The following is a 25,453-nucleotide window of genomic DNA, read 5'->3' as shown; positions in this document are numbered from 1 at the left end:
TCATCTGTCACAAGGAATAACTCATGGGCGTGCTAAGCGAGTTCAAGGCCTTCGCGGTCAAAGGCAATGTCGTCGACATGGCCGTCGGGATCATCATCGGGGCCGCTTTTGGCAAAATCGTTTCGTCATTCGTTGGCGACGTGGTCATGCCGCCAATTGGCCTGTTGATCGGTGGCGTGGACTTCAGTGACCTGGCCATCACCCTCAAGGCCGCCCAGGGTGATGCGCCTGCGGTGGTACTGGCCTACGGTAAATTCATCCAGAGCACCATTGACTTCATCATCGTCGCGTTCGCCATCTTCATGGGCGTCAAGGCCATCAACCGCCTTAAGCGTGAAGAGGCCGTGGCTCCCAGCGCCCCGCCGGTCCCGACCAAGGAAGAGCTGCTGCTGAGTGAGATTCGCGATCTGCTCAAGGCTCAGAACGAGCGGCCCTGAGCCTACCAGTAGTTTTCCACCGCCACCTGGCCCGGACGACGGGTCAGGCTCAGTTGCAGGCCCCTGGTCTTGAGCAGCTTGCGCGTGTCGTCGATCATTTGCGGGTTGCCGCATAGCATCACCCGTGAATGCTCCGGCGTCAGCGCTACGCCGGCCGCGCGCTCCAACTCGCCATTTTCGATCAGCGTAGTAATCCGCCCGTTGAGCGCTCCCGGATGCTGCTCACGGGTGATGGTCGCAATGAAACGAAACTTGTGAGCGTACTCGGCCAAGTAGTCACGCTGGGGCAGTTCCTTGATGAGCTCCTGATAGGCCAGCTCCCGTGCCTCGCGCACGCTGTAGACCAGGATGATCCGCTCGAATTTTTCCCAGACCTCAAAATCCTGAAGGATCGAAAGAAACGGCGCCACGCCCGTCCCCGTGGACAGCAACCACAAATCCCGACCATCGACGAAACGGTCAAGCGTCAGGTAGCCAAAAGCCTGGCGATCCACCAACAATTCATCGCCCGGTTGCAAACGGCTGAGTTCGCTGGTGAATTCGCCATCGGGGACTACGATGGAAAAGAATTCGAGGAACTCGTCGAACGGCGACGACACCATGGAGTACGCCCGCCAGACGGTGGTGCCGTCGGCCTTGGCGACACCCAGCCGGGCAAACTGGCCCGCCCGGAAGCGAAAGCCGCGATCCCGAGTCGTGCGCAAGGTAAACAAATGAGGCGTCAACGGCTGGACATCGAGCAGGGTCTGGCGGGTGAACTTCTCTGCGCTGTCGGTCATGGGCCACTCCTATGAGACAAGACGTGCAGTGTCCCGCAAAGTGAACCTTTTCACCACCGACGGGCGAGTGATAGCACTTTGCTGCACTCACCAACTTATAACTTTTACCAAAACTGTACAAAGTTAGAGACACTGCAAAAGAAACCAATCTACAGAAAGATCACATTACAATTTTGTAAGCTAGTTAAAAATTTCACTCCAAAGTTAGGAATAGTCCTACACTAAAAATTCGCATCATGGATTGGATCCGCATGGACGAATCAAACCCAGGAGAAAGCGATGGACAGGTGGAAGGACTTGTTGCTGAAAAAGTTATCCTGTGAAAAGGACCTGCAGACGGCCTATCGTCTAGTATTGAATTTCTTTAATAATCAAGGATTTGAATACTGTGCATTTGCAGCCTATATCGGAAGCCCCGACAAACACACCAGCAAGGTAAACCTGAATAACTACCCTTATGGATGGGACAGGCTTTATGAACAAAACGGTTATGCGTCGAACGATCCACTAGTAGCACATTGCAATCAATCATCACTCCCTATCTTGTGGAATGAGACTGTTTTCGCTCAGGCCCCCAAGTTATGGCGAGAACTTAATCGGCTGGGACTCAAGTACGGCTGGACCCAGGCCGTTCATGACGAACAAGGGGCCCAGTGCAGTCTGTTCAGCCTTGTACGAACCCATTGTCCTATTGATATCGAGGAGCATTATGACAATCTCGGCTACGCCATCTACGCCAGTCAAAAGCTGCATGCTCTGGCCAACAAAAAACTGGCGGACGCCATCGCAGCCCAACCCAAATGTCACTTGTCGCCAAGAGAGATCGAAGTGTTGAGGTGGTCAGCCGAAGGCAAGACGGCGTCGGAAGTGGGCAGGATCCTTTGTCTTTCCGAACGAACCGTGAATTTTCATGTGTGCAGTTGCATGCGAAAGCTGAACGTCAGCAATAAGATTTCAGCGGTGGCCAAAGCCGCCCAGATCCATGTGATCTAACCTTGGCCCGGCGTTGCCGAGCTGAAAAACCCGCGAGTAATGTGCAACAAAAAAACGTACCATTTACGGTCCCTCTTGAATGATGCCGCTGCTTGCACGCGACGCCTTTCATTCAGGCGGTCCCGCACAGACACCTACCTCCAGGCAGCGGGACATTCGTTGATCTCCAGAGTCCCCAGCCATGCCCCTGCTTGACAGCCCTTTCGCTCAACTCGACCTGATCCGCCAACCCGAACAGCAGAACGAACCGCTGCAAGCCTTCGATGCGGCCGATGAATACCTGCTCGCGTACCTGGCCGAACAACAACCAGTCGCGCAGACTCGGGTCCTGGTGCTCAACGACGGCTTCGGCGCCCTGGCGGCCAGCCTGGCCGGCAACGTCCTGGTGACCAGCAGCGGTGATTCCTTCCTGGCTTTGCAGGCACTGGAGAAAAACCTGGTGCGCAATGGCCGGCCCTTCGATGCGGTGCCCACGTTGCCCGCCAGCGAGCCGTTGAGCGGCCCGTTCGATCGCGTCCTGATCAAAGTACCGAAAACCCTGGCCCTGCTGGAGGAACAACTGATTCGCCTGCAAGGCCAATTGGCGCCGGGCGCCCAGGTGATTGCCGGAGCGATGATCAAACACCTGCCCCGGGCCGCCGGCGATTTGCTGGAGCGTTACATCGGCCCGGTGCAGGCCTCACTGGCGGTGAAAAAGGCGCGGCTGCTGATCGCCACGCCAGCCGCCTCCCCACCAGGCAGTACCCCGGCCGTATCGCCCTACCCCACGCGTTACCGGCTGGACGAGCCAAAGATCGAACTGCTCAACCACGCCAACGTGTTCTGTCGCGAAGGCCTGGACATCGGCACCCGTGCGTTCCTGCCCCATCTGCCAAAAAATCTCGGGACGGCCCGGGTCGCCGACCTGGGCTGCGGCAATGGCGTGCTGGCCATCGCCAGTGCCCTGCAAAACCCCGAGGCCCACTACACCTTGGTGGACGAGTCGTACATGGCTGTGCAATCGGCTGCCGAGAACTGGCGCGCGGCCTTGGGCGAGCGCGAAGTGACCGTCCGGGCCGGTGATGGCCTGGCCGGGCAAGAGGCGCAGTCATTGGATGTGGTGCTGTGCAACCCGCCCTTTCACCAGCAGCAGGTGGTGGGCGATTTCCTCGCCTGGCGGATGTTCCAGCAGGCTCGCGAAGCGTTGGTGGTAGGCGGCGCGCTGTACATCGTCGGCAACCGACACCTGGGCTACCACAGCAAACTGGCGCGGCTGTTCCGAGGCGTCGAGCAAGTGGCCGCCACGCCGAAATTCGTGATCCTCAAGGCCCGCAAATAACGATTGCCCTGTGGGAGCAAAGCTTGCCCCCACAGAGGAATCAGTGGGTGGTCAGCCCGGCGGCATTCATGAACATCCGCATCAGACTGGCGACGATGAACAACGCCAGCACGCTGCCAGCCCAGATCAGCGCCAGCCAGCCAAGCCGCTGCCAGAGTGGCTTGCGTTCGGCGGCCTCGATGTCTTTCAAATCAGGTTTGGCCATGTTCACGCCCTCAATGGTAGCCGTCGTCATGGGTCACCTTGCCGCGGAACACGTAGTAGCTCCAGAAGGTGTACACCAGGATCAACGGAATGATGAACAGCGTGCCCACCAGCATGAAGCCTTGGCTCTGGGGCGGTGACGAGGCGTCCCAGATCGAGATGGACGGCGGCACGATGTTCGGCCAAAGGCTGATGCCCAGGCCGCTGTAGCCGAGGAAAATCAGCACCAGGGTCAGGATGAAAGGCGTGTAGTTGGCATTGCGGGCCACCGCGCGGAACAACCCGTACATGGTCACCAATACCAGGATCGGCACCGGCAGGAACCAGAACAGGTTCGGCAACGTGAACCAGCGGGCGGCAATGTCGGCGTGGGCCAGCGGCGTCCAGATGCTGACGATACCGATCACGGCCAGCACCACGAACGCCAGCGGCCGGGCCAGGTCATGCATCTGCTCTTGCAGCTTGCCCTCGGTCTTCATGATCAGCCACGTGCAGCCGAGCAACGCGTACGCCGCGATCAACGCCAGGCCACAGAACACCGTGAACGGCGTGAACCAGTCCAGGGAGCCGCCGGCGAACTGGCGATTGACCACCTCGAAACCGTCGATGAACGCCCCCAGCGCCACACCCTGGAAGAAGGTGGCCGTCAGCGAACCGCCAATGAACGCTTTGTCCCAGAGGTGGCGCTTCTCAGCCTTGGCCTTGAAACGGAACTCAAAAGCCACGCCGCGGAAGATCAGGCCGATGAGCATCAGGATCAACGGCAGGTACAGGGCCGAAAGCACCACCGAATAGGCCAGCGGAAACGCCCCGAACAATCCGGCACCGCCCAGCACCAGCCAGGTTTCGTTACCGTCCCAGACCGGCGCCACGGTGTTCATCATCACGTCGCGGTCGCGCTCGCCCTTGACGAAGGGGAAGAGGATGCCAATCCCCAGGTCGAAGCCGTCCATGATCACGTACATCATGATGCCGAAGATGATGACCACGGCCCAGATCAGCGGAAGATCAATACCCATGACTCAATTCCCCTTGTTCGAGCGGTCGTTGTGGTCCACGTCGTCGTCGCCTTCGTTGGCGGCCGACAATGGCCGGGCCGGGGTGCGTTTCTGGCCCGGGCCGCCATCGCTCGGTTCGTCTTCGTGGGCCACCGGCCCTTTGCGCACCAGGCGCATCATGTAGCTCAGGCCCGCACCGAACAGCGCGAAATACACCACGACGAACAGCACCAGGGTGATGCTCATCTGGGCGAAGCTGTGGCCGGACGACGCATCGGCCGTGCGCATCAAGCCGTAGACCACCCAAGGTTGGCGGCCGATCTCCGTGGTAAACCAGCCGGCCAGGATCGCAACCAGCCCGGACGGCCCCATCCACAACACCAGGTGGAGGAACGGCCGGGACTGATAGATCCGATCTTTGCGGCGCAGCCACAGGCTGCACAGGCCGGTAAAAATCATCAGCAAGCCAAGGCCGACCATGACCCGGAACGACCAGAACACGATAGTCGAGTTGGGTCGATCTTCAGGTGGGAACTCCTTGAGGGCCGGCACCTGCTCGGTCAACGAGTGCGTCAGGATCAGGCTGCCCAGGTAGGGAATTTCCACGGCGTATTTGGTTTTTTCCGCTTGCATGTCGGGCCAGCCGAACAGGATCAGCGGGGTCGGTTCATTGCCGACGTTTTCCCAATGGCCCTCGATGGCGGCGATCTTCGCCGGTTGATGCTTGAGGGTGTTCAGGCCATGGAAGTCGCCGATGACCGCTTGTATCGGCGCCACCAGCAAAGCCATCCACATCGCCATCGACAGCATCCGGCGGATGGCCGGGTTGTCGCGACCGCGCAGCAAATGCCAGGCCGCCGACGAGCCGACGAAGAACGCCGTGGCAACAAACGCCGCGGTGGACATGTGCAACAAGCGATAAGGAAACGAGGGGTTGAACACCACCGCCAGCCAGTCCACCGGGATCACCCGGCCGTCGATGATTTCGTAGCCCTGGGGGGTCTGCATCCAGCTGTTGGACGACAGGATCCAGAAGGTCGAGATCAGGGTGCCGATCGCCACCATGACCGTAGAAAAGAAATGCAGGCCACGGCCGACGCGGTTCCAACCAAACAGCATCACGCCCAGGAAACCCGCCTCGAGGAAGAACGCCGTGAGCACCTCGTAGGTCAGCAGGGGCCCGGTCACCGCACCGGCGAAGTCTGAAAAGCGGCTCCAGTTGGTCCCGAACTGATAGGCCATGACCAACCCGGACACCACCCCCATGCCGAAGTTGACGGCAAAGATCTTCGACCAGAAGTGGTACAGGTCACGGTAGGTGTCATCGCGGGTCTTGAGCCACAAGCCCTCGAGCACCGCCAGGTAACTCGCCAGGCCGATGGTGATGGCCGGGAACAGGATGTGGAACGAGATTGTGAACGCGAATTGGATTCGGGCGAGATCGAGCGCCTCCAAACCGAACATAAGTCTTCCTCTGTCAGGTAAAACCGGCTGCGGGTGGGGCTTGCACCAACCCCCAGGGATATGGAGTGCAGTGCTTTTCAAATCGTTCTTTTTTTAACCGTCACAACGCAGGACGCAGGCCGGATGGCCACCAGCCCAACACCCCGAAAGGTATTGATCTGGATCAAGCAATGCTCAAAGAGTAGTCGCATTATTGCCGATGGACGGCGTGGTCTTTTGTCGCGTGACAGGTTGTCTCAGTGTCGTAATCCTGCTCCAAGCTGTGATTTTCCAAACCCACACGGCCCCCGTGGCGAGGGAGCTTGCTCCCGCTCGGTTGCGCAGCGACCGCAAAATCGAGGGGCCGCTGCGCAGCCCAGCGGGAGCAAGCTCCCTCGCCACAGAGGCCCGCATGTTCCCGGGAACAACCGCTTCCGCCAGTGAAAGTAGATGTTTGGCTAACTATTTTTTCCCGCTACCGCAACTTCCAGTTACAGCTCGGTGATAATCTCAAAGCCTTCATCACCGGACCCGTCATAGATGCCCAGCCAAGCACCGCTGCTGCTCCGTCACCACCGTCCCTTCATCGCCTTCTGGCTGGCCCGGATCTTCACCGCCAGCGGCTTCCAGATGCTCACCGTGGCTATCGGCTGGAACCTCTATCAACTGACCGGCAACGTTCTCGACTTGGGCCTGGTGGGCCTGGTGGAATTTGCCCCGCGCGTGCTGTTCATGCTCCACACCGGGCATGTGGCGGACCGCTACGATCGGCGCAAGGTCGCAGCGATTTGCCAGTCATTGCAGGCGATGATTGCCCTGGCGCTGGCGATCGGCAGCGCCACCGACCATGTCTCCCGGGAAATGATCTTCATCCTTGCCTTCCTGCTGGGCGCCGCCCGTTCCTTCGAAATGCCGACCACCCAGGCGTTGCTGCCCAGCATCGTGCCGGCCGGCCTGTTTCCCCGCGCCGTGGCCGCCGCGCAATCGGCCCAGCAGTCGGCCACCATCGTCGCCCCGGCGCTGGGCGGCTTGCTCTACGCCTTCGGTAGCGTCTGGGTCTATGGGCCCACCGTGGTGCTTTACCTCATTGCCTGCTGCCTGATGCTCAACCTGCCCGCCCGGCAGACGCCGCTGAATAAAGGCAAGGCGACCCTGGATTCGTTGCTGGCCGGGGTTCGCTTCATTCGCAGCCGCCCGGACATCCTCGGGGCGATCTCCCTGGACCTGTTCGCCGTGCTGCTCGGCGGCGCGACGGCGCTGCTGCCGGTGTTCGCCAAGGACATCCTGCTCACCGGCCCCTGGGGCCTGGGCCTGCTGCGTTCGGCGCCGGCGGTCGGGGCCTTGCTGATGTCGCTGTGGCTGGCGCGGTTTGCCGTGGAGCGCAAGGTTGGCCGGGTGATGTTCACCGCAGTGGGCGTGTTCGGCGTCGCCACCATTGCCTTCGGCCTTTCCACCTCGTTCTGGTTTTCCTTGGCAGTGCTGGTGGTGCTGGGCGCGGCAGACATGATCAGCATGGTGATCCGGGCCTCGTTCGTGCAATTGGAAACGCCGGATGAAATGCGCGGCCGGGTCAGCGCGGTGAACGGGCTGTTCATCGGCGCTTCGAACCAGTTGGGCGAGTTCGAATCCGGCCTCACCGCCCACTGGTTCGGCACGGTGCCGGCGGTGGTCATGGGCGGTGTAGGCACACTGCTGGTGACCGGGACCTGGATCAAGCTGTTCCCGACCCTGGCCAACCGCGACCGGATGCACGAACCGGTGGACGAAGCGAAGGCCTAAAGCAATTTGTCGAGGGTGATGGGGAAGTCCCGCACCCGCTTGCCAGTGGCATGGTAGATCGCATTGGCCACCGCTGCGGCCACCCCGACGATGCCGATCTCACCGACGCCCTTGGACCCGAGCGCATTGACGATATCGTCCTGTTCCTCGACGAAAATCACCTCGACGTCACCGATGTCGGCACTGACCGGCACGTGATACTCGGCCAGGTTGTGGTTCATGTGGCGACCGAGGGCGTGGTCGGTCAGGGTCTCTTCGTGCAGGGCCATGCCGACGCCCCACACCACGCCCCCGAGAATCTGGCTGCGGGCGGTTTTCGGGTTGACGACCCGGCCGGCGGCGATGGCACTGACCACTCGATTGACCTTCACCGTCCCCAAATCCTCGTCCACCCACACTTCGACAAACACCGCCGAGTGAGTGGCCGTGGCGTAGGCCTGGCGTTTTTTGTCCGGCTCGGCAGTGACCTGGGCCAGCAGCGGTGTCTCGCCGCTTTTCTGCGCCAGCTCTGCCAATGCCACACTCGCTTCGCCCAGCCGCAACTGGCCATCGGCAAACGTCACCTGCTCAAGGGTCGCGCCGCTGAACGCCGGACACGCCTGGCGGGCCACGGCCAGGAGTTTTTCCTTCAGCGCTTCACAGGCCTGCTGCACGGCGGTGCCCACCGACGAGACGGTGAACGAACCGCCCTGCAACGGCGCGGTGGGCAGCGACGAATCACCCAGGACAAATCTGACGTTCTCAAGGGAAACCCCTGACGCCTCGGCGGCGATCTGGGTCATGACCGTGTAGGTGCCGGTGCCGATGTCGGTGGTGGCGCTGCTGACGGTCAGCATGCCATTCGTATCCAGCGAGGCCCGGGCACTGGCCTTCTGCTGCATGGCTTCCCACACGCCACCGGCCATGCCCCAGCCGACCAGTTGCCGGCCTTCACGCATGCTGCGCGGTTCCGGGTTGCGTTTGTCCCAGCCGAAACGACGGGCGCCTTGGGCATAACATTCACGCAGTTCCTTGCTGGAATAGGGCTTGCCTTCGTTCTCGTTGCGTTCGGCGTAGTTGATCAACCGCAGTTGCACCGGATCGATCGCCAGGGCACAGGCCAGTTCATCCATGGCGCATTCCAGGCCGATCAGCCCGAGGGCCGCGCCGGGCGCACGCATGTCCAGGGGCGTGTAGACGTCCAGCGGCACCAACTTATAGGTCAATGTCACGTTATCGCAGTGATAGAGCATGCCGCTCCACTCCACCACGTGCTCGGTGAAGTCTTCGAAACGCGAGGTCTGGCCGACGGCGGTGTGCGCCACGGCCAGCAAGCGGCCGTTGGCCGCCGCCCCCAGCTGCACGCGCTGGAACGTGCGTGGCCGATAGCCAAAGGTGAACATCTGCTGGCGCGTCAGGCTGACCCGCACCGAACGCTTGAGGGCGAGTGCCGCCATCACCGCCAACGGCAATTGATATTGCGGGCGCAGTCCGGAACCGAAGGCGCCGCCGACAAATGCGGCAAACACACGCACCTGCTCTTTCTCAAGGCCGAAGACCTTTTGCACATAGGCTTGGCAGTTTTGCGTGCCTTGGGTCTTGTCGTGGATGTGCAGGCTGCCGTCAGGCTGATACAGCACGGTGGAGGCGTGTGGCTCCATCGGGTTGTGGTGTTCCACCGGCGTGCTGTAGGACACATCCACGCTGAGCGCGGAACTGGCGTACTCGCCCTGAAAATTCCCACGAGGCTTGGGCAATTCAGCGGGTGCCGGATGGGCCTCGTTTTGCAGGATTGTCAGATCGGTCTGGTGATCCTCGGCCGCGTATTCGATTTCAACCAGTGAGCCGGCATACCGCGCCAGCTCAAGGTTCTCCGCCACCACCAAGGCCAACGGCTGACCGCTGTAGAGCACTTGGTCGTTGTACAACGGCCGGAACGGCGAGCCGTCCGCCGCATCGGCATCCTGGTAGGGCTCGTCGTAGCTGGCGATTCTCGGCCGGTTGGTGTGGTCGATGACCGCGACTACGCCGGGCAGTGCCAAGGCTCGGGACGCATCGATGCGCAGCACACGGCCACGGGCGACCGTACCGGAGACGACGCTGCCATGCAGCAGGCCGTCCTCGGGATATTCACCGGCGTAACGTGCCTGGCCCGTCACCTTGAGCAAGCCATCGACCCGGTCGAGTGGCTGCCCTATGGATTTGCTCGAAGCGTTCATCAGGCGTGTCCTCCCTGCGGTGCGCTACCCAACGCGGCATTGCTCAAGGCGCGGACAATCGCCCGCCGCGCCAGTCTGACCTTGAAGCCGTTGTGCTCCAGCGGCTCGGCGTGTTGCAGCAGCGCATCGGCGGCGGCGGTGAACGTTTCGCGGCTGACAGTCTGCCCGGTCAGCCAGCTCTCCACCGCCCGGTCGCGCCAGGGTTTGTGCGCCACGCCCCCCAGGGCCAGGCGGGCCTGGCGAATCACCGGCCCGTCCAGCTCCAGCGCCGCCGCCACCGAGACCAGGGCAAAGGCGTAGGAGGCGCGGTCACGGATCTTCAGGTAGTGGCTATGGTCGGCAAAACCGGCGGCAGGCAACTCGATGGCGGTGACCAATTCATCGTCAGCCAACTGGTTATCACGTTCCGGGGCATCGCCGGGCAGACGATGGAAGTCAGCGAACTCGATGGTCCGCGCCCCGCCCCGTCCCAGGACATGGACCACCGCTTCCAGGGCGGCCAAGGCCACGCACATGTCGGAGGGATGGGTGGCGACACATTGATCGCTGGCACCGAAAATCGCGTGGATGCGGTTCAAACCGTTCCGGGCCGGGCACCCGCTGCCGGGCCGGCGCTTGTTGCACGGCACGCTTGCGTCATAGAAGTAATAGCAGCGGGTACGTTGCAGCAGATTGCCGCCGGTACTGGCCATGTTGCGCAACTGCGGCGAGGCGCCCGCCAGGATGGCCTGGGCCAGCAGCGGATAACGGCGCTCGATCCACGGATGCCAGGCCAGGTGGGCGTTGCTCACCAAGGCGCCGATCATCACTCCGCCAGACGGGGTTTCACTGAGGTCCGCCAGGGGCAAACCGGTGATGTCGATCAAGTGTTCAGGGCGGGTGAGGTTCTCTTTCATCAGGTCCAGCAGGTTGGTGCCGCCGGCGATGAAGCGGGACACCGGGCTCGACAGATCGACGGCCGCCTGCACCGTGTCCGGCTTGCTGTATTGGAAAGGGTTCATCGGTCACCCCCTTGTTCCTGACGGCAACGAGGCAAGGCGTCTTCAATGGCATCGCGAATGTTGTTGTAGGCACCGCACCGGCACAGGTTGCCGCTCATCAGTTCACTGATCTGTGCGCGGGTCTGCGCCCTGCCCTCGTTGGCCAGCCCCACCGCCGAACAGATCTGCCCCGGCGTGCAGTAGCCGCACTGGAACGCGTCATGGGTGATGAACGCCTGCTGCATGGGATGCAAAGCCTCATCACTGGCCAGGCCTTCGATGGTGGTCAGCTCGGCACCGTCGCACATCACCGCCAGGGTCAGGCAGGCATTGATCCGCTTGCCGTCGCGCAGCACGGTGCAGGCCCCACACTGGCCGTGGTCGCAGCCTTTCTTGCTGCCCACCAGGTCCAGTTGCTCACGCAGCAGGTCCAGCAAGGTGGTCCAGGCCAGCACTTGCAACTCTCGCACCTGGCCATTGAGGGTCAGGCGAATCGGATGACGGACGAAGGACGCCGACGTCGCTTCGGACAGGGTCGCGCTCATGGAACACCTCACGGTTGGTCGTACTCGCAGCGTTTTGGGAAACCGCCGTCATAAGGGGTACGACTTCAGGGTGGGGTGAAGCGTTCAAGGCAATTGCGATGCTGCGGGCAACGCAAGCAACATGAATTAGCGGGCCTGTGCGGTATATATGTACCGCACCGAGTGTAATGTATCGCCTTACACTCTGTTCCATGATTAAATCCTTCCAGCACAAAGGCCTCAGGCTCTTTTATCAGACGAGGTCGACCCGTGGTATCCGGGCGGACCACGGAAAACGCCTGGCCCGCATGCTCCAGTTCATGGACAGGGCGCAGGCCGCCAACGACCTGGATATCCCGGGATGGCGATTGCATCCGCTCAAGGGTGAGCTGGATGGGTACTGGTCGCTGGGGGTTTCGGGAAACTGGCGGGTTATTTTTCGTTTCATCGGGTCCGATATCGAACTGGTCGATTATCTGGACTACCACTGATCAGGAGGCTGGAACATGCCCATGCACAATCCGCCACACCCTGGCGAAACCTTGCGGTTGGACGTGTTGCCCGAGCTGGGCATCACGGTCACCGAACTGGCGCGACACCTGGGCTTCGCCCGGCCTCATCTCTCCCGGGTATTGCATGGCCATGCGCCTATCAGCCCCGATCTGGCGGTGCGCCTGGAACGTGCCGGGATCGGCAAGGCCAGGGTGTGGTTGGGCGTCCAGGCCGACTATGACTTGTGGCAAGCCGAGCGCCGTGAGCAACCCGCGATCGAACCTTTCCCCCAACACGCTTGACCTCCGTCAGGCCAGCAACTCCGCCGCCACCACGCTCCTAACGCCCTTGCCGCTGAGTTGCTCCACCAGCATCAAGGCAAACGCCAGGGCGGCGGCCGAGCCTTGGGCGGTGATGCAGTTGCCGTCCACCACCACGGGCTGATCCACGAAGCTGCAACCGGACAGTTGCTGGCTTACCGCTGGCAGGCAGGTCATGCGGCGCTGGCGCAGGACGCCGAAGGCCTGTAGCGCCAGGGCCGGGGCTTCGGCGATGGCGGCAAAGAAACGCCCGGCGGCGGCCTGGTCCTTGATCAGTTGTTGCAGCGGCTGATGGGCCGCCAAGTGCTGAGCGCCGATGATGCCGCCCGGCAGGGCGACGAGATCGAAATCCTGCACGAGCATGTCCACCAGCATGCCATCGGCCGTCAGGCGCGTGCCGCGGGCGCAGGTGAGCATGCGCCGTCCTTCGATGCTCGCCACCACGGTTTCGATCTGCGCGCGCCGCAGCACATCGATCAAGGTGACCGTCTGCAAGTCGTCGACGCCCTCGGCGACGGCGATCAGGGCTCGGGGGATCTTGGTTCCAGGAATCATGGGCGCTCTCTCCACTGGGTGATGCCTGTAGTGTAGGAGCTGCCGAAGGCTGCGATCTTTTTACAGGCGCTTGAGACTCAAGCGTCTGGGGAAAGATCGCAGCCTCGCTGCGCTCGGCAGCTCCTACACAGCGTTTATGCAGTTCCCATGCGGGAGCCGGGCTATTTGATGTACAACTGGGTCGACATCCGGTTGCCCGGGGCGTTGATCGACTGGTTGCTGAAGCTGAAGGTGCCCTCTTGCTTGCCCTTCAGGTCGAAGATGTACACATAGCCGACGACTTTGGTCCGCACCGAGCAGTCATTGAGATTGCCGTTGCTGTAGGCACATACCGGCGAGCGGGTGCCGTCGACTTCAAAGCCGTCCAGGGTGACATGGGGCTGATGGCCATAACCAACCTCCAGCACGTAGACCTTGATGTTCGGCCCGCTGTGATCACAACGCGTCTGCGCCTGCCCGGGGACGATGTCCTCGAAACCACAGGCCGGCGACTCGACCTTGAGCACCTTGACCTCACTCAAGGGCGGTGCCGACGCGGCATTGACAGCCTGGCCGGGCAACCACAGGCCCAGCGCGCAGCCCACGGCCACCAGCCGCTTTTTATTCATGTGAAGCATAGAGACCTCCCGGAACCGCGGGCAGTATGGCCCACTTGGCGCGTTGGCAAAACATCGACGACGATCGCAGCCACAACGCTACGCTGCTGGTATGATGCGCGGCTTTTTCCGACCCGCAGAAAATTCCCGGGCGCCGCTGGCGACCTGTGCTTTGCTGTTGAGGTCGATACATTCACGGCGCCGGGCGCGCCACGGGGAGCAGACATGCTGGAAAGGCTGTTTCAACTCAAGGCACACAACACCAACGTGCGGACCGAGATCCTGGCGGGCGTCACGACGTTCCTGGCCATGGCCTACATTCTGTTCGTCAACCCGAGCATCCTCGGCGAAACCGGCATGGACAAGGGCGCGGTGTTCGTCGCCACCTGCCTGGCGGCGGCCATTGGCTCCACGGTCATGGGCCTGATCGCCAACTACCCGATCGCCCTCGCGCCGGGCATGGGCCTGAACGCCTTCTTCACCTACACCGTGGTCCTGCACATGGGCCACACCTGGCAAGTGGCCCTGGGCGCGGTGTTCGTCTCCGCCGTGCTGTTTTTCCTGCTGTCGATCTTCCGCATCCGCGAGTGGATCATCAACAGCATCCCGCTACCGCTGCGCTCGGCCATTGCCGCCGGTATCGGCCTGTTCCTGGCGCTGATCGCCCTGAACAATGCCGGCATCGTGGTGAAAAACCCGGCGACCATGGTGGGCCTCGGCGACTTGAAGCAACCGGCGCCGATCCTCGCGACCCTCGGTTTTGTCCTGATCGTCGCCCTCGAAGCCTTGAAGGTACGCGGCGCGGTGCTGATCGGCATCCTCGCGGTGACTGTCGTCTCGATCCTGATGGGCTTCACCCCGTTCAACGGCGTCATCTCCGCGCCACCGTCCCTGGCCCCGACCTTCTTGCAACTGGACATCAAGGGCGCCCTGGACATCGGCCTGGTGAGCGTGATCTTCGCCTTCCTGTTCGTCGACCTGTTCGACAACTCCGGCACCCTGATCGGCGTCGCCAAGCGCGCCGGACTCATGGGCAAGGACGGCCACATGCCGAAGATGGGCCGTGCGCTGATCGCCGACAGCACCGCCGCCATGGCCGGTTCGCTGCTGGGCACCTCCACCACCACCAGCTACATCGAATCGGCGGCGGGCGTCAGCGCCGGTGGCCGCACTGGGTTGACCGCCATCGTGGTGGCGATCCTGTTCCTGCTGGCGCTGTTCTTCTCGCCACTGGCCGCCAGCGTCCCGGCCTTCGCCACCGCGCCTGCCCTGTTGTTCGTCGCAGTGCTGATGACCTCGGGCCTGGCGGAAATCGACTGGGATGACATCACCGTCGCCGCGCCCGTGGTGGTGACCGCCCTGGCGATGCCATTCACGTATTCCATCGCTAACGGCATCGCTTTCGGTTTTATCGCCTGGACCGCCATCAAACTGGTGTCTGGCCGTGGCCGTGAGCTGAACCCGGCGCTGGTTATTCTGTCGATCCTGTTCGTGATCAAGTTGGGTTGGTTCAACGCATGACTTTTGATTCTCAGGCCTACGCCGCCCAGTTACAGGACAAGGTCACCCGCTTGCGTGACCTGTTGGCGCCGTTCGACGCACCGGAACCTGCGGTGTTCGATTCGCCCCTGAAAAACTTTCGCCTGCGGGCCGAATTCCGCCTCTGGCGCGAGGCCGGCGAACGGCATTACGCAATGTTCTCCCAGGACGACAAACGCACACCGATCCTCATCGAGGAGTTTCCCATTGCCAGCCTGCGCATCAACCAATTGATGCCGCAGCTCAAGGCCGCCTGGCAAGCCAGTGCGCCCCTGAGCCACAAGCTGTTCCAGGTGGAATTCCTGACCACCCTTGCGGGCGATGCGATGATCACCCTGTGTTATCACCGCCCGCTGGACGAGCACTGGCACGCGGCCGCGTCAAAATTGGCGGCCGACCTGGGCGTCAGCATCATTGGTCGCTCCAAGGGCAAGCGGGAAGTGATCGGCCACGATTACGTGGTGGAGAAACTTGAAGTGGGCGGCCGCACCTTCAGCTATCGCCAACCCGAGGGCGCCTTCACCCAGCCCAACGGCACGGTGAATCAGAAGATGCTCAACTGGGCCTATGAAGCGCTGGGCGATCGCAGCGACGATCTGCTGGAGTTGTACTGCGGCAACGGCAACTTCACCCTGCCCCTGGCCACGCGCGTGCGCAAAGTGCTGGCCACCGAAATCAGCAAGACCTCGGTGAACGCCGCGCTGAGCAACCTCAGCGAAAACGCTGTGGATAACGTCACCCTGGTGCGCCTGTCCGCCGAAGAACTGACCGAAGCCTTGAACGAAGTCCGACCGTTCCGTCGTCTGCAGGGCATCGACCTGAAAAGCTACGAATTCGGCAGCGTATTCGTCGACCCGCCGCGTGCCGGCATGGACCCGGACACCTGCGAGTTGACTCGGCGGTTCGACAACATCCTCTACATCTCCTGCAACCCGGAGACCCTCGCCGCGAACATCGCACAGCTGAACGACACCCACCGCATCACGCGTTGTGCGTTGTTCGATCAATTTCCTTGGACCCATCACATGGAGTCCGGGGTTTTGTTGACTCGGCGTTAAGCCAACACATACCTATTGTGGCGAGGGAGCTTGCTCCCGCTCGGTTGCGCAGCAACCGCAAAAAGCTTGGGGCTGCTACGCCCGAAGCGTCGGACCGGCCCAGCGGGAGCAAGCTCCCTCGCCACAATTGCTCTCCCTCCCCTTTCGGCCGGCAATGTTCGATCATCGAACACTTATTGCCCAACGACCGCTGCTTTATTTGACCAAATTAACCATCTAGTACAATTTATCTCCACCGGCTGAAACCCCGCCGACACCAACAATAAAAATGTGGAGAAACTGCGATGCCTCCGATCGTTCTGGTGCTCAACGGCCCGAACCTGAACCTGCTCGGCACCCGCGAGCCGGCCACCTACGGCCATGAAACCCTGGCCGACATCTCTGCACTGTGCGGGCGCGCCGCCGACGAATTCGGTCTGGCGGTAGAGTTCCGCCAGACCAACCAGGAAAGCGAATTGCTGGACTGGATTCACGGTGCCCGGGACCGGTGCGCCGGTATCGTCATCAACCCGGCGGCCTGGACCCACACTTCCGTGGCGATCCGCGACGCCCTGGTGGCCAGCGAAGTGCCGGTCATCGAAGTCCACCTGTCCAACGTTCATGCCCGTGAAACCTTCCGCCACCACTCCTTTGTCTCATCCGTCGCCATTGGCGTGATGTGCGGGTTTGGCAGCCATGGTTATCGCCTGGCCCTTGAACATTTCAGTCAGCGGTTGAAGGGTTGATGGGCATGTCGAATATCACTGTGCTGGCCGGCCTGATCGGCGCGGGTATCCAGGCGTCCCGCACGCCGGCGCTGCATGAGCGCGAAGGCGATGCCCAAGGCATGCGTTATCTCTATCGACTGATCGACCTGGACGCGTTGAAGCTCGACAGCGGTGCCCTGGCCGATTTGCTGGTGGCCGCCGAACGTATGGACTTCACCGGCCTGAACATCACTTTCCCCTGCAAGCAGGCGATCATCCCACTGCTGGACGAGCTGTCGCCCGAGGCCCGTGGCATCGGCGCGGTCAATACGGTGGTGCTCAAGGACGGCAAGCGCATCGGCCACAACACCGACTGCCTGGGGTTCGCCGAAGGTTTTCGCCGTGGCCTGGGGGAAGTGGCGCGCAAGCGCGTGGTCCAGATGGGTGCCGGTGGCGCCGGCGCGGCGGTGGCCCATGCGCTGTTGCTAGAGAACGTGGAAACCTTGAGCATCTTTGACGTCGAAGTCAGCCGCGCCGAGGCACTGGCCGATAACTTGAATCAACACTTCGGCACCGGCCGCGCTCGCGCCGGGCATGACCTGCCAACGGCCATGGCCGAGGCCGACGGTCTGGTGAACACCACGCCCATGGGCATGGCGAAACTGCCGGGCATGCCGGTGCCGGTCGAGCTGTTGCGGAGCGCTTTGTGGGTCGCGGAAATCGTTTACTTCCCATTGGAAACCGAGCTGCTGCGCAACGCCCGCGCCATCGGCTGCCGCACGCTGGATGGCGGCAACATGGCGGTGTTCCAGGCGGTAAAGGCGTTCGAACTGTTCAGTGGCGTGGCGCCGGACGCGCAACGGATGCTGGCGCATTTCCAGAGCATGAACCACTAAGACCTGAAGCATCCCCTGTGGGAGCGGGCTTGCTCGCGAATGCGGTGTGTCAGTCACACATTTGCCTACTGACACACCGCATTCGCGAGCAAGCCCGCTCCCACACTAGGTTCGGTGTCAGGCCTGCAAGTACCGCAACACCGATTCACACACCATCTGCCGATGCCGCTGCTTCACCGCTTCATCCGACAAATCGATCTGAAAGATCTCACCGAATGTCTGGCGATTGGACACCCGGTAGAAACAGAACGAGCTGATCAGCAGATGCACATCCAGCGGTTCGAGGCCGGCACGGAACACGCCCTCTTCGGCGCCGCGCCGCAGGATCACCCCCAGGGAATCGAGGATGGTATTGGTCATCGCCTTGATCGCGCCTGACTGCTTCACGTACTCGGCGTTGTGAATGTTCTCGATGCAGACGATGCGCACGAAATCCACATTGCGGTCGTGGTGGTCGAAGGTGAATTCCACCAGGCGCCGGATTGCGTCCACCGGGGCCAGTTCCGCCAGGTGCAGGCGGCTCTCGGTGGTGCGGATATCGCCGTAGAGTTTTTCCAGCACCTCGACGTACAACTGCTCCTTGCTGCCGAAGTAGTAATAGATCATGCGCTTGGAGGTGTGGATGCGCTCGGCGATGGCGTCGACCCGGGCACCCGCCAGGCCTTGCTGGACGAATTCGACGATGGCTTCCTGAAGAATGTTTTCCCGGGTCTTCTCCGGGTTGTTCTTGCGACTCTTGCGCGGCGGGGCGACAGGTTCGTCGAGCGCTGCGGAAAGCTCTGGATTCATAGTCATTGCGGGCTCACGGCCATCACTGCACAGGCTGGCGATTATGGGCCGCACCGTGCACTGAAGGAAGCCACGACACCGCCCATTACCGCCACGTTTACGATTTCCCTACAACTTGGCGTGCCGCAAGCCACCGCTGCGGGACTTGGCCATGGCCGCCAGGCGCACCGCGACGTTGGCGGCGCCATAACCGGCGTAACCGTTCTTGCGCTGGATGATCTCAAAGAAAAACCGCCCCTCGAACGGCTCGGTGTAGACGTGGAACAGCTCGCCACCCTGGGCGTCACGGTCGTACAACACGTTGAAGTAAGCCAGCTCGCTGAGGAACTCGTCATCGAAATCGAAACGCGCCGCCAGGTCGTCGTAGTAATTGAGCGGAATGTCTAGCAACGGTACGCCCGCCTCCTTGGCCCGACTGACCTGGGCGAAGATGTCGTCGCAGTCAAAGGCAATGTGATGCACGCCGGAACCGCGATAACTCGACAGCGCATGTGAGATCGCGGTGTTGCGGTTTTCGGAAATGTTCAGCGGCAAGCGGATCGAACTGCAGCGGCTACGCAGCGCCCGGCTTTTTACCAGGCCATAGGGGTCGGGCAAGACCACTTCGTCGTCGGCCTCGAAATCCAGCAGGCTCTTGTAGAACAGCACCCAACTGTCGAGGCTGTCGGCCGGCAGCGCCATCGCCATGTGGTCGATGCGCTTGAGCCCGGCCCCGATGACCGCCCCCGGTTGCAGGTTGAAATCGGTGCCATAGACGTCGGCGTCCTGGTCCACCAGGTAGATCAGGCTGCCGTCCGGTGCACGCACCGCCGCCAGCTCCAGCTCATTGGGCCCCACCAATCCGCGATAGGGCTGACCCTTGTAGGCAACCGCCCGCTCCAGGGCACTGGCGCTGTTTTTCACCCGCACGGCGGTGGCGCACAACGATGGCCCGTGGGCTTCGAAAAAGCTGTGGGCGAAGGAATACGGTTCACTGTTGAGGATCAGGTTGATGTCGCCCTGGCGCAGCAGGCTGACATTCTTCGAGCGATGCTGGCCTGCCTTGACGAACCCCAACCGTTCCAACCAGTGGGAGAGCTTGGCGCCGAGGTTATCGTCCACGGCGAACTCGAGGAATTCGATGCCGTCGTATTCGCTGGCCGGGGGTGTGGCGAACAGGATGTCGGCATTGCCAGCGGCGCTCGCTTCTTCGGCCAGGCGCTGGCGGGTCTTTTCTTCCAGGTACAGCAGCGAACGCAGGCCGTCGGCGGCATTGGCCCGTGGCGGCGCGGCACGAAAACCGTCGTTGAAGATCTCCAGCGACAGCGGCCCCGTATAACCACTCTTGATGATCGGCGCCAGGAAACCCGGCAAGTCGAATTCGCCCTGGCCCGGGAAACAACGAAAATGCCGGCTCCACTCCAGGACGTCCATGGCCAGGATCGGTGCGTCGGCCATTTGCACAAAGAAAATCTTCTCGCCCGGAATTTCGGCGATGGCGCTCGGGTCGCCCTTGAGGGACAAGGTATGGAAGCTGTCGAGCAGCACGCCGAGGTTGGGGTGATCAGCCTGGCGCACGATGTTCCAGACCTGTTGATAAGTATTCACATGGCGGCCCCAGGCCAGCGCCTCGTAACCGATGCGCAAGCCGCGGGCACCGGCCCGTTCGGCCAGCAGGCGCAAGTCATCGATGAGGATCTGCTCATCACCGACGCTGTCGGCCGAGGCATTGCTGCACACCAACACCAGATCGGTGCCCAGCTCCTGCATCAAGTCGAACTTGCGCTCGGCCCGCTCCAGGTTGCGCGGCAGACGATCGCGGCGGCAGCCTTCGAAATCACGAAACGGTTGGAACAAGGTGATGGCGATGCCCAGGTCGGCGCACATCTGCCTGATTTCCCGAGGGCTGCCATCGTAATAAAGAAGGTCGTTCTCGAAAATTTCCACCCCATCAAAGCCGGCGGCGGCAATGGCGTCGAGTTTCTCCGGCAAAGTACCGCTCAAGGACACGGTGGCAATGGAACGCTGCATGACTTCGGCTCCCGGGACAGGCATCGGCTACATAGGTGCGCCGCTTTTTAAAGAGTCAGCCGATTATTGAGCTGCCGGTTTCTTTCAGCAATTCAATATGTACCATCCGGTTAGTTTTTTGGGCGATTATCGAACACAATGCCCATGGCTGAATTGACGATTTTTTGCTCACTGCGCACCATCGCTTCCACATTGACACCGGCTCTGATCGCCAATCTCGATGGACAGACCCAGACCAACCATAAGAATTTCAAAAACGGGTACACGCTATGATTCCCTCCCAAAGTTCCCGCCTGGCCCCTGGCCTGGGTGCCTCCACCGGCAGCGTCGGTGACAAGATCCGCGGCGCCATGGCCGTGGGCAAGACCCGTTGGGGCATGCTCGCCCTGGTGTTTTTCGCCACCACCCTGAACTACATCGACCGCGCCGCCCTGGGCGTCATGCAGCCGATCCTGGCCAAGGAAATGAGCTGGACGGCGATGGATTACGCCAACATCAACTTCTGGTTCCAGGTCGGGTATGCCATCGGCTTCGTGTTGCAGGGGCGACTGATCGACCGGATCGGCGTCAAGCGCGTGTTCTTCTGCGCCGTGCTGCTCTGGAGCCTGGCAACCGGCGCCCACGGTCTGGCCACGTCGGCAGTGGGCTTCATGGTTTGCCGTTTCATTCTCGGCCTTACCGAAGCCGCCAACTACCCGGCCTGCGTGAAGACCACCCGGCTGTGGTTTCCGGCGGGCGAACGGGCGGTCGCCACCGGTATTTTCAACGCCGGAACCAACGTCGGTGCGATGTTCACGCCGATGCTCCTGCCACTGGTCCTGCACGTATGGGGCTGGCAGGCGGCGTTCCTGTGCATGGCCGCGCTGGGCGGGATCTGGCTGCTGTTCTGGGGCCTGAAGTACTTCAACCCAGAAGACCATCCCACCGTCAAACAGTCGGAGCTGGACTACATCCAGGCCCAGGACGAACCGGACCCGATCCGCATACCGTTCTCGCGCATCCTGCGCATGCGCGGCACGTGGGCGTTCGCCCTGGCCTACTCGATCACCGCGCCGGTGTTCTGGTTCTACCTCTATTGGTTGCCGCCGTTCCTGAACCAGCAATACAACCTGGGCATCAACGTGACCCAGATGGGCATCCCGCTGATCATCATCTACCTCACCGCCGACTTCGGCAGCGTCGGCGGCGGGATCCTGTCGTCGTTCCTGATCGGCCGCGGCCTCGACCCGATCAAGGCGCGCCTGGTGTCCATGCTGCTGTTCGCCTGCTGCATCATCGGCGTGATCATGGCCGCGGGTTCCAGCAGCCTGTGGATGGCGGTGTTCGCCATTTCCCTGGCCATCGGCGCGCACCAGGCCTGGACCGCCAACATCTGGAGCCTGGTGATGGACTATACGCCCAAGCACATGATGAGCACGGTGTTCGGCTTCGGCGGCATGTGCGCGGCCATCGGCGGGATGTTCATGACCCAACTGGTGGGCCACATTCTCACGATCACCAATAACAATTACACGGTGCTGTTCACCTTGATTCCGGCGATGTACTTCATTGCCCTGACCTGGCTGTACTTCATGGCGCCGCGCAAGGTGCCTACGCTGGAAAACTGACTGTCCACACGCTAACGGGCAGCGATTCACCTGTGGCGAGGGAGCTTGCTCCCGCTCGATTGCGCAGCAATCGCATAAAAGCGAGGGCCGCTTCGCAGCCCAGCGGGAGCAAGCTCCCTCGCCACTGGGGGCTGTACTAGCCCACAGAGGACTGTGCTGGCCACAGGGGCTGTGCTAGCCCAGAGAGTGCTGTGCTAGCCACAAAAGGGTTTGTTAGCGGTTACGCCCGCCGCTGTTGCCACGCCGCCGCCAACCCACTCAAGCAGATCAAGACGATGCCCACCACGGTGGTCAGCGTCGGCGTGTGGTTGAACAACAACCAGCCCAGCAGGCCGGCAAACACGATCTGGCAATACCCGAACGGCGCGAGCAGCGCCGGGGCGGCAAAGCGGAAGGCCTGGGTCAGCATCAGGTGCGCCGTCATCCCGCAGGCCCCCAGTGCCAACATCATCGCCCCGTGCATCAGGCTCGGCACCTGCCAGAAGAACGGCACCAGCGCGCTCATCACCAAGGTGTTGCACAGGCCGGCGAAGAAATTGCTGGTGGTCGGGCTGTCGATCTCGCTGAGCTTGCGCGTGAGCAGTTGGTAGAAGCAGAAAAACAGTGCCGAACAGAACGGTAACAGCACCGCCGGGGTGAACAGATCGCCGCCGGGATGGACGATGATCAACACCCCGATGAAACCGAAGATCACCGCGATCCATTGACCGCGCGTCACCCGTTCGCCCAGCAATGGCACCGACAACGCGGTCACCAGTACGGGCGCGAGGAAGTTGACCGCCGTCGCCTCCGCCAGAGGTATGAACATCAACGCGGTGGTGAAAAACAGACTGGTGCCCAGCAGGCACAACGCCCGGGCCAACTGCCACAACGGGCGCTTGGTACGCAGTACCCGTAGCCCCGAGCGTGGAAGGAAAATACCCGCCATCAACAACGTGTGCACCACGTAACGCGCCCAGACCACCATGACGATCGGATAAAAACCGGACAGGTATTTGGACAATGCGTCATGACTGGAGAACAGGAACGTTGCGGCCAGGATCAGCACGATGCCCTTGAAAGCCTGATTGACGCCGGAGAGCGGTGTGCTGACGGTCATGAGGGAAACCTGCGTTGCTTGATGTAAGGGCCGTGACGCACGATGCAGTTGTTGGGCCAGCGAGCATGCCGATAAGTTCTGAATCGGCAGTGTAATGAAAATTCCGGCGCCAGGCAGGATCGGCACTTCGATGAACCAAAACCCGTGTCCGTTGCCTGACAGCACAAGCGCGGCGCGCACCTTGGGCGCCTAAAAGCTAGACTCACCGCCACAGCAGTCATTTCTCGCAGCGTCATTTAGAGGATCTCCCACATGTTATGGAAAAAAGGTCGCCGCAGTGACAACGTGGTGGACGCCCGTGGTGATGGTGGGGGCGGTGGCGGAATGCGTTTTGGCGGCGGCAAGGGATTGAGCCTGACGGCCATTCTCCTGATCGTCGGCATCGGCTGGATCACCGGCCAGGACCCGATGCAGATTCTCGGGCAACTGGCCGGGCAGATGGACACGTCCGCACCCGCCACGTCACAAACCCGCCAGGCGCCACCGGCCAACGATGAACAGGCCGAGTTCGTGCGCTCGATCCTCGGCGATACCGAAGACACCTGGGGCCAAGTCTTCCAGCAGGCCGGACGCCAGTACCAGCAGCCCAAACTGGTATTGTTCAGCGGTCGGGTCAATTCGGCCTGCGGCCTGGCCTCCTCGGCGACCGGGCCGTTCTATTGCCCGGCGGACCGGCAGGTCTACCTGGACATGAGCTTCTTCAAGGAAATGTCCCAACGCTTTGCCGCCGCCGGCGACTTTGCCCAGGCCTACGTCATTGCCCACGAAGTCGGCCACCATGTGCAGACGCTGCTCGGCGTGTCGGCGAAAATTCAGGAAGCACGCCAGCAAGGCCGGCAGATGGAAGGCGACGGTGGCTTGTTGGTGCGCCAGGAGTTGCAGGCCGATTGCCTGGCCGGGGTCTGGGCCAACCATGCGCAGAAACGCCTGAACTGGCTGGAGCCGGGCGACATCGAAGAGGCCTTGACCGCCGCCAATGCCATCGGTGACGACCGCTTGCAGCAGCAAGGCCAGGGCCGCGTGGTGCCGGACTCCTTCACCCACGGTACATCGGCGCAGCGGGTGCGTTGGTTCAAGACCGGCTTCGCCCAGGGCCAGGTCAGTCAGTGCGACACCTTCGCGGCGAAAACCCTGTAGATGAAGGGGTGGGCGTTGATCGGGCTGGTGCTGTGCTGCGCCGCTGCCCAGGCCGATGAACACGGCGTCAACGTGATCGCCCAGGGACGCCTGCAACTCAAGGGCGGTGCCATGGCCGTCGCCGTCAGCCCGCCCCCGGCGTCCATTCAACGCGTGCTGATCATCCTTCATGGTCGGCTGCGCAACGCCGACACCTACCTGCACAGCGCCGAAAAGGCGGCCGAACAGGCCGGGCAACAGGGCACGACGCTGGTCATCGCCCCGCAATTCCTCAACGAGCAGGACGTGGCTCGCCACACGTTGCCCAATGATCTACTGCGCTGGCAGGGCAATGATTGGATGGCCGCAGGCCTGTCCACGGGGCCCAACCCGGTCAGCTCCTTCCAAGTCCTCGACGACATCGTCGCGCGGGTCAGTGACCGGCAGCAATTTCCCGAAGTAAAGGAAATCGTCATCGCCGGTCACTCCGGCGGCGCTCAGGTCGTGCAGCGCTATGCCCTGCTCGCCCAAGGCCAGTACCGGATCAACCCGCGTTTCGTCATCGCCAACCCCTCGTCTTATGCCTATTTCGATGCGCAACGGCCCATGGCCTTCGACGCCGCCAGTTGCCCGGGCTTCAACCGCTGGAAATACGGCCTGCAGGACCTGCCCGCCTATGCCGCTGGGCGAACGCCCGCCCAACTGGAGGAACACTACGTCAAGCGCGATATCGTTTATCTGCTCGGGCAGCAAGACATCGACCCGGAGCATCCGGCGTTGGACAAGGGTTGTGAAGCACAGACCCAGGGGGCGTATCGGTTACTGCGTGGGCATTTCTTTTTCGACTACCTGACCCGGCGCCATCCCGAGGGGCTGAACCAGCGGCTGATCGAGGTGCCCGGGGTTGGGCACGATGGGGATGGGATGTTCAATTCGCCGGAGGGGCTGAGGGTGTTGTTTGGGCAGTGAGCCTCGTTGCGACTGGGGAGGCCCTTTCGCGAGCAAGCCCGCTCCCACAGGGGATCTCTGTCGATTAC

25 protein-coding genes are annotated in these 25,453 nt (G+C 61.9%); 13 read left to right on the top strand and 12 right to left on the bottom strand.

Annotated features, from left to right (window positions below; translation table 11 throughout):
- Positions 1–23 precede the first annotated feature (23 nt).
- A complete protein-coding gene (mscL, locus tag M1D99_RS04525; RefSeq protein ID WP_003205779.1) occupies positions 24–437 on the top strand; it encodes a large-conductance mechanosensitive channel protein MscL in 414 nt (137 codons plus the stop codon).
- Between the two features lie 2 nt (positions 438–439).
- Here mscL and M1D99_RS04520 read toward each other — a convergent pair whose 3' ends face one another.
- Complete coding sequence (locus M1D99_RS04520; RefSeq protein ID WP_434574222.1) at positions 440–1,216, bottom strand: ferredoxin--NADP reductase; 777 nt, start codon at positions 1,214–1,216, stop codon at positions 440–442.
- Positions 1,217–1,495: 279 nt separating this feature from the next.
- Here M1D99_RS04520 and M1D99_RS04515 point away from each other — a divergent pair, with 279 nt between their 5' ends.
- Entirely contained in the window at positions 1,496–2,209 is a 714-nt protein-coding gene (locus M1D99_RS04515; protein WP_186706518.1) for an autoinducer binding domain-containing protein, read from the top strand.
- A 181-nt stretch (positions 2,210–2,390) separates the two neighbouring features.
- A complete protein-coding gene (locus M1D99_RS04510) occupies positions 2,391–3,527 on the top strand; it encodes a methyltransferase (protein WP_186706519.1) in 1,137 nt (378 codons plus the stop codon).
- 40 nt (positions 3,528–3,567) lie between these two features.
- Here the strand turns inward: M1D99_RS04510 and M1D99_RS04505 are convergent, their stop codons facing one another.
- The 3 genes from M1D99_RS04505 to M1D99_RS04495 are packed head-to-tail and all read right to left on the bottom strand — an operon-like array spanning position 3,568 to position 6,193.
- A complete protein-coding gene (locus M1D99_RS04505; RefSeq protein WP_003205785.1) occupies positions 3,568–3,732 on the bottom strand; it encodes a DUF2474 domain-containing protein in 165 nt (54 codons plus the stop codon).
- 10 nt (positions 3,733–3,742) lie between these two features.
- Complete coding sequence (cydB, locus tag M1D99_RS04500; protein WP_053125566.1) at positions 3,743–4,750, bottom strand: cytochrome d ubiquinol oxidase subunit II; 1,008 nt, start codon at positions 4,748–4,750, stop codon at positions 3,743–3,745.
- Between the two features lie 3 nt (positions 4,751–4,753).
- Positions 4,754–6,193 carry a cytochrome ubiquinol oxidase subunit I gene (locus M1D99_RS04495; protein ID WP_434574219.1) on the bottom strand — a complete coding sequence of 480 codons (1,440 nt, stop codon included), beginning with the start codon at positions 6,191–6,193 and terminating at the stop codon, positions 4,754–4,756.
- A 519-nt stretch (positions 6,194–6,712) separates the two neighbouring features.
- Here M1D99_RS04495 and M1D99_RS04490 point away from each other — a divergent pair.
- Positions 6,713–7,951 carry an MFS transporter gene (locus tag M1D99_RS04490; RefSeq protein ID WP_434574217.1) on the top strand — a complete coding sequence of 413 codons (1,239 nt, stop codon included), beginning with the start codon at positions 6,713–6,715 and terminating at the stop codon, positions 7,949–7,951.
- On the opposite strand, the gene M1D99_RS04485 is transcribed toward M1D99_RS04490, so the two are convergent.
- Genes M1D99_RS04485 through M1D99_RS04475 form a run of 3 tightly spaced genes read right to left on the bottom strand, consistent with a single transcriptional unit; the run spans position 7,948 to position 11,674 of the window.
- Entirely contained in the window at positions 7,948–10,149 is a 2,202-nt protein-coding gene (locus M1D99_RS04485; protein WP_458131432.1) for a xanthine dehydrogenase family protein molybdopterin-binding subunit, read from the bottom strand. The two genes, M1D99_RS04490 and M1D99_RS04485, sit on opposite strands and share 4 nt — an antisense overlap.
- The gene (locus M1D99_RS04480; RefSeq protein ID WP_434574213.1) at positions 10,149–11,150 is read right to left on the bottom strand and encodes an FAD binding domain-containing protein; all 1,002 of its coding nucleotides are present in this window, start codon (positions 11,148–11,150) and stop codon (positions 10,149–10,151) included. The genes M1D99_RS04485 and M1D99_RS04480 overlap by 1 nt, the downstream gene beginning before the upstream one ends.
- Positions 11,147–11,674, bottom strand: coding sequence for a (2Fe-2S)-binding protein (locus M1D99_RS04475; RefSeq protein WP_186706524.1), 528 nt, complete (start codon positions 11,672–11,674; stop codon positions 11,147–11,149). The genes M1D99_RS04480 and M1D99_RS04475 overlap by 4 nt, the downstream gene beginning before the upstream one ends.
- Positions 11,675–11,865: 191 nt before the next feature.
- Between M1D99_RS04475 and M1D99_RS04470 the strand changes: the two genes are divergently transcribed.
- Together M1D99_RS04470 and M1D99_RS04465 are read left to right on the top strand one after the other, a co-directional pair.
- Positions 11,866–12,144: a type II toxin-antitoxin system RelE/ParE family toxin gene (locus M1D99_RS04470; RefSeq protein WP_434574210.1), complete on the top strand. Its 279-nt coding sequence runs from the start codon at positions 11,866–11,868 to the stop codon at positions 12,142–12,144.
- A gap of 15 nt (positions 12,145–12,159) precedes the next feature.
- Positions 12,160–12,447: a HigA family addiction module antitoxin gene (locus M1D99_RS04465; protein ID WP_186730615.1), complete on the top strand. Its 288-nt coding sequence runs from the start codon at positions 12,160–12,162 to the stop codon at positions 12,445–12,447.
- A gap of 6 nt (positions 12,448–12,453) precedes the next feature.
- On the opposite strand, the gene M1D99_RS04460 is transcribed toward M1D99_RS04465, so the two are convergent.
- Both M1D99_RS04460 and M1D99_RS04455 read right to left on the bottom strand, forming a co-directional pair.
- Positions 12,454–13,020 (bottom strand): DJ-1 family glyoxalase III, encoded by a 567-nt coding sequence (locus M1D99_RS04460; RefSeq protein ID WP_434574206.1) that lies wholly within the window; start codon positions 13,018–13,020, stop codon positions 12,454–12,456.
- Between the two features lie 161 nt (positions 13,021–13,181).
- Positions 13,182–13,637: a DUF4879 domain-containing protein gene (locus M1D99_RS04455; RefSeq protein ID WP_458131431.1), complete on the bottom strand. Its 456-nt coding sequence runs from the start codon at positions 13,635–13,637 to the stop codon at positions 13,182–13,184.
- Between the two features lie 204 nt (positions 13,638–13,841).
- On the opposite strand from M1D99_RS04455, the gene M1D99_RS04450 reads away from it, so the two are divergent.
- The 4 genes from M1D99_RS04450 to M1D99_RS04435 all read left to right on the top strand — a co-directional run bounded on the left by M1D99_RS04450 (position 13,842) and on the right by M1D99_RS04435 (position 17,795).
- Positions 13,842–15,137, top strand: coding sequence for an NCS2 family permease (locus M1D99_RS04450; protein ID WP_434574202.1), 1,296 nt, complete (start codon positions 13,842–13,844; stop codon positions 15,135–15,137).
- Positions 15,134–16,213 (top strand): tRNA (uridine(54)-C5)-methyltransferase TrmA, encoded by a 1,080-nt coding sequence (gene trmA / locus M1D99_RS04445; RefSeq protein ID WP_186706529.1) that lies wholly within the window; start codon positions 15,134–15,136, stop codon positions 16,211–16,213. The genes M1D99_RS04450 and trmA overlap by 4 nt, the downstream gene beginning before the upstream one ends.
- A gap of 284 nt (positions 16,214–16,497) precedes the next feature.
- Entirely contained in the window at positions 16,498–16,938 is a 441-nt protein-coding gene (aroQ, locus tag M1D99_RS04440) for a type II 3-dehydroquinate dehydratase (protein ID WP_434574198.1), read from the top strand.
- A 5-nt stretch (positions 16,939–16,943) separates the two neighbouring features.
- Positions 16,944–17,795 carry a shikimate dehydrogenase gene (locus tag M1D99_RS04435; protein ID WP_186706531.1) on the top strand — a complete coding sequence of 284 codons (852 nt, stop codon included), beginning with the start codon at positions 16,944–16,946 and terminating at the stop codon, positions 17,793–17,795.
- Between the two features lie 117 nt (positions 17,796–17,912).
- On the opposite strand, the gene M1D99_RS04430 is transcribed toward M1D99_RS04435, so the two are convergent.
- Positions 17,913–18,590 (bottom strand): TetR/AcrR family transcriptional regulator, encoded by a 678-nt coding sequence (locus M1D99_RS04430; protein WP_186706532.1) that lies wholly within the window; start codon positions 18,588–18,590, stop codon positions 17,913–17,915.
- A 102-nt stretch (positions 18,591–18,692) separates the two neighbouring features.
- Positions 18,693–20,594, bottom strand: coding sequence for a 3-dehydroshikimate dehydratase QuiC (gene quiC / locus M1D99_RS04425; protein ID WP_458131430.1), 1,902 nt, complete (start codon positions 20,592–20,594; stop codon positions 18,693–18,695).
- 269 nt (positions 20,595–20,863) lie between these two features.
- Between quiC and M1D99_RS04420 the strand changes: the two genes are divergently transcribed.
- Positions 20,864–22,201 carry an MFS transporter gene (locus M1D99_RS04420; RefSeq protein WP_434574194.1) on the top strand — a complete coding sequence of 446 codons (1,338 nt, stop codon included), beginning with the start codon at positions 20,864–20,866 and terminating at the stop codon, positions 22,199–22,201.
- Positions 22,202–22,421: 220 nt separating this feature from the next.
- On the opposite strand, the gene M1D99_RS04415 is transcribed toward M1D99_RS04420, so the two are convergent.
- Positions 22,422–23,300, bottom strand: a complete 879-nt coding sequence (locus tag M1D99_RS04415) for a DMT family transporter (RefSeq protein WP_186730609.1) — start codon at positions 23,298–23,300, stop codon at positions 22,422–22,424.
- A gap of 252 nt (positions 23,301–23,552) precedes the next feature.
- On the opposite strand from M1D99_RS04415, the gene ypfJ reads away from it, so the two are divergent.
- Positions 23,553–24,437: a KPN_02809 family neutral zinc metallopeptidase gene (ypfJ, locus tag M1D99_RS04410; RefSeq protein WP_186706536.1), complete on the top strand. Its 885-nt coding sequence runs from the start codon at positions 23,553–23,555 to the stop codon at positions 24,435–24,437.
- Positions 24,438–25,385, top strand: coding sequence for an alpha/beta hydrolase (locus M1D99_RS04405; protein ID WP_458131429.1), 948 nt, complete (start codon positions 24,438–24,440; stop codon positions 25,383–25,385).
- The last annotated feature ends 68 nt before the right edge of the window (positions 25,386–25,453 follow it).

The sequence above is a fragment of the Pseudomonas sp. R3-41 genome, assembly GCF_054161485.1.
This window is presented reverse-complemented; position numbering and strand designations above follow the sequence as displayed.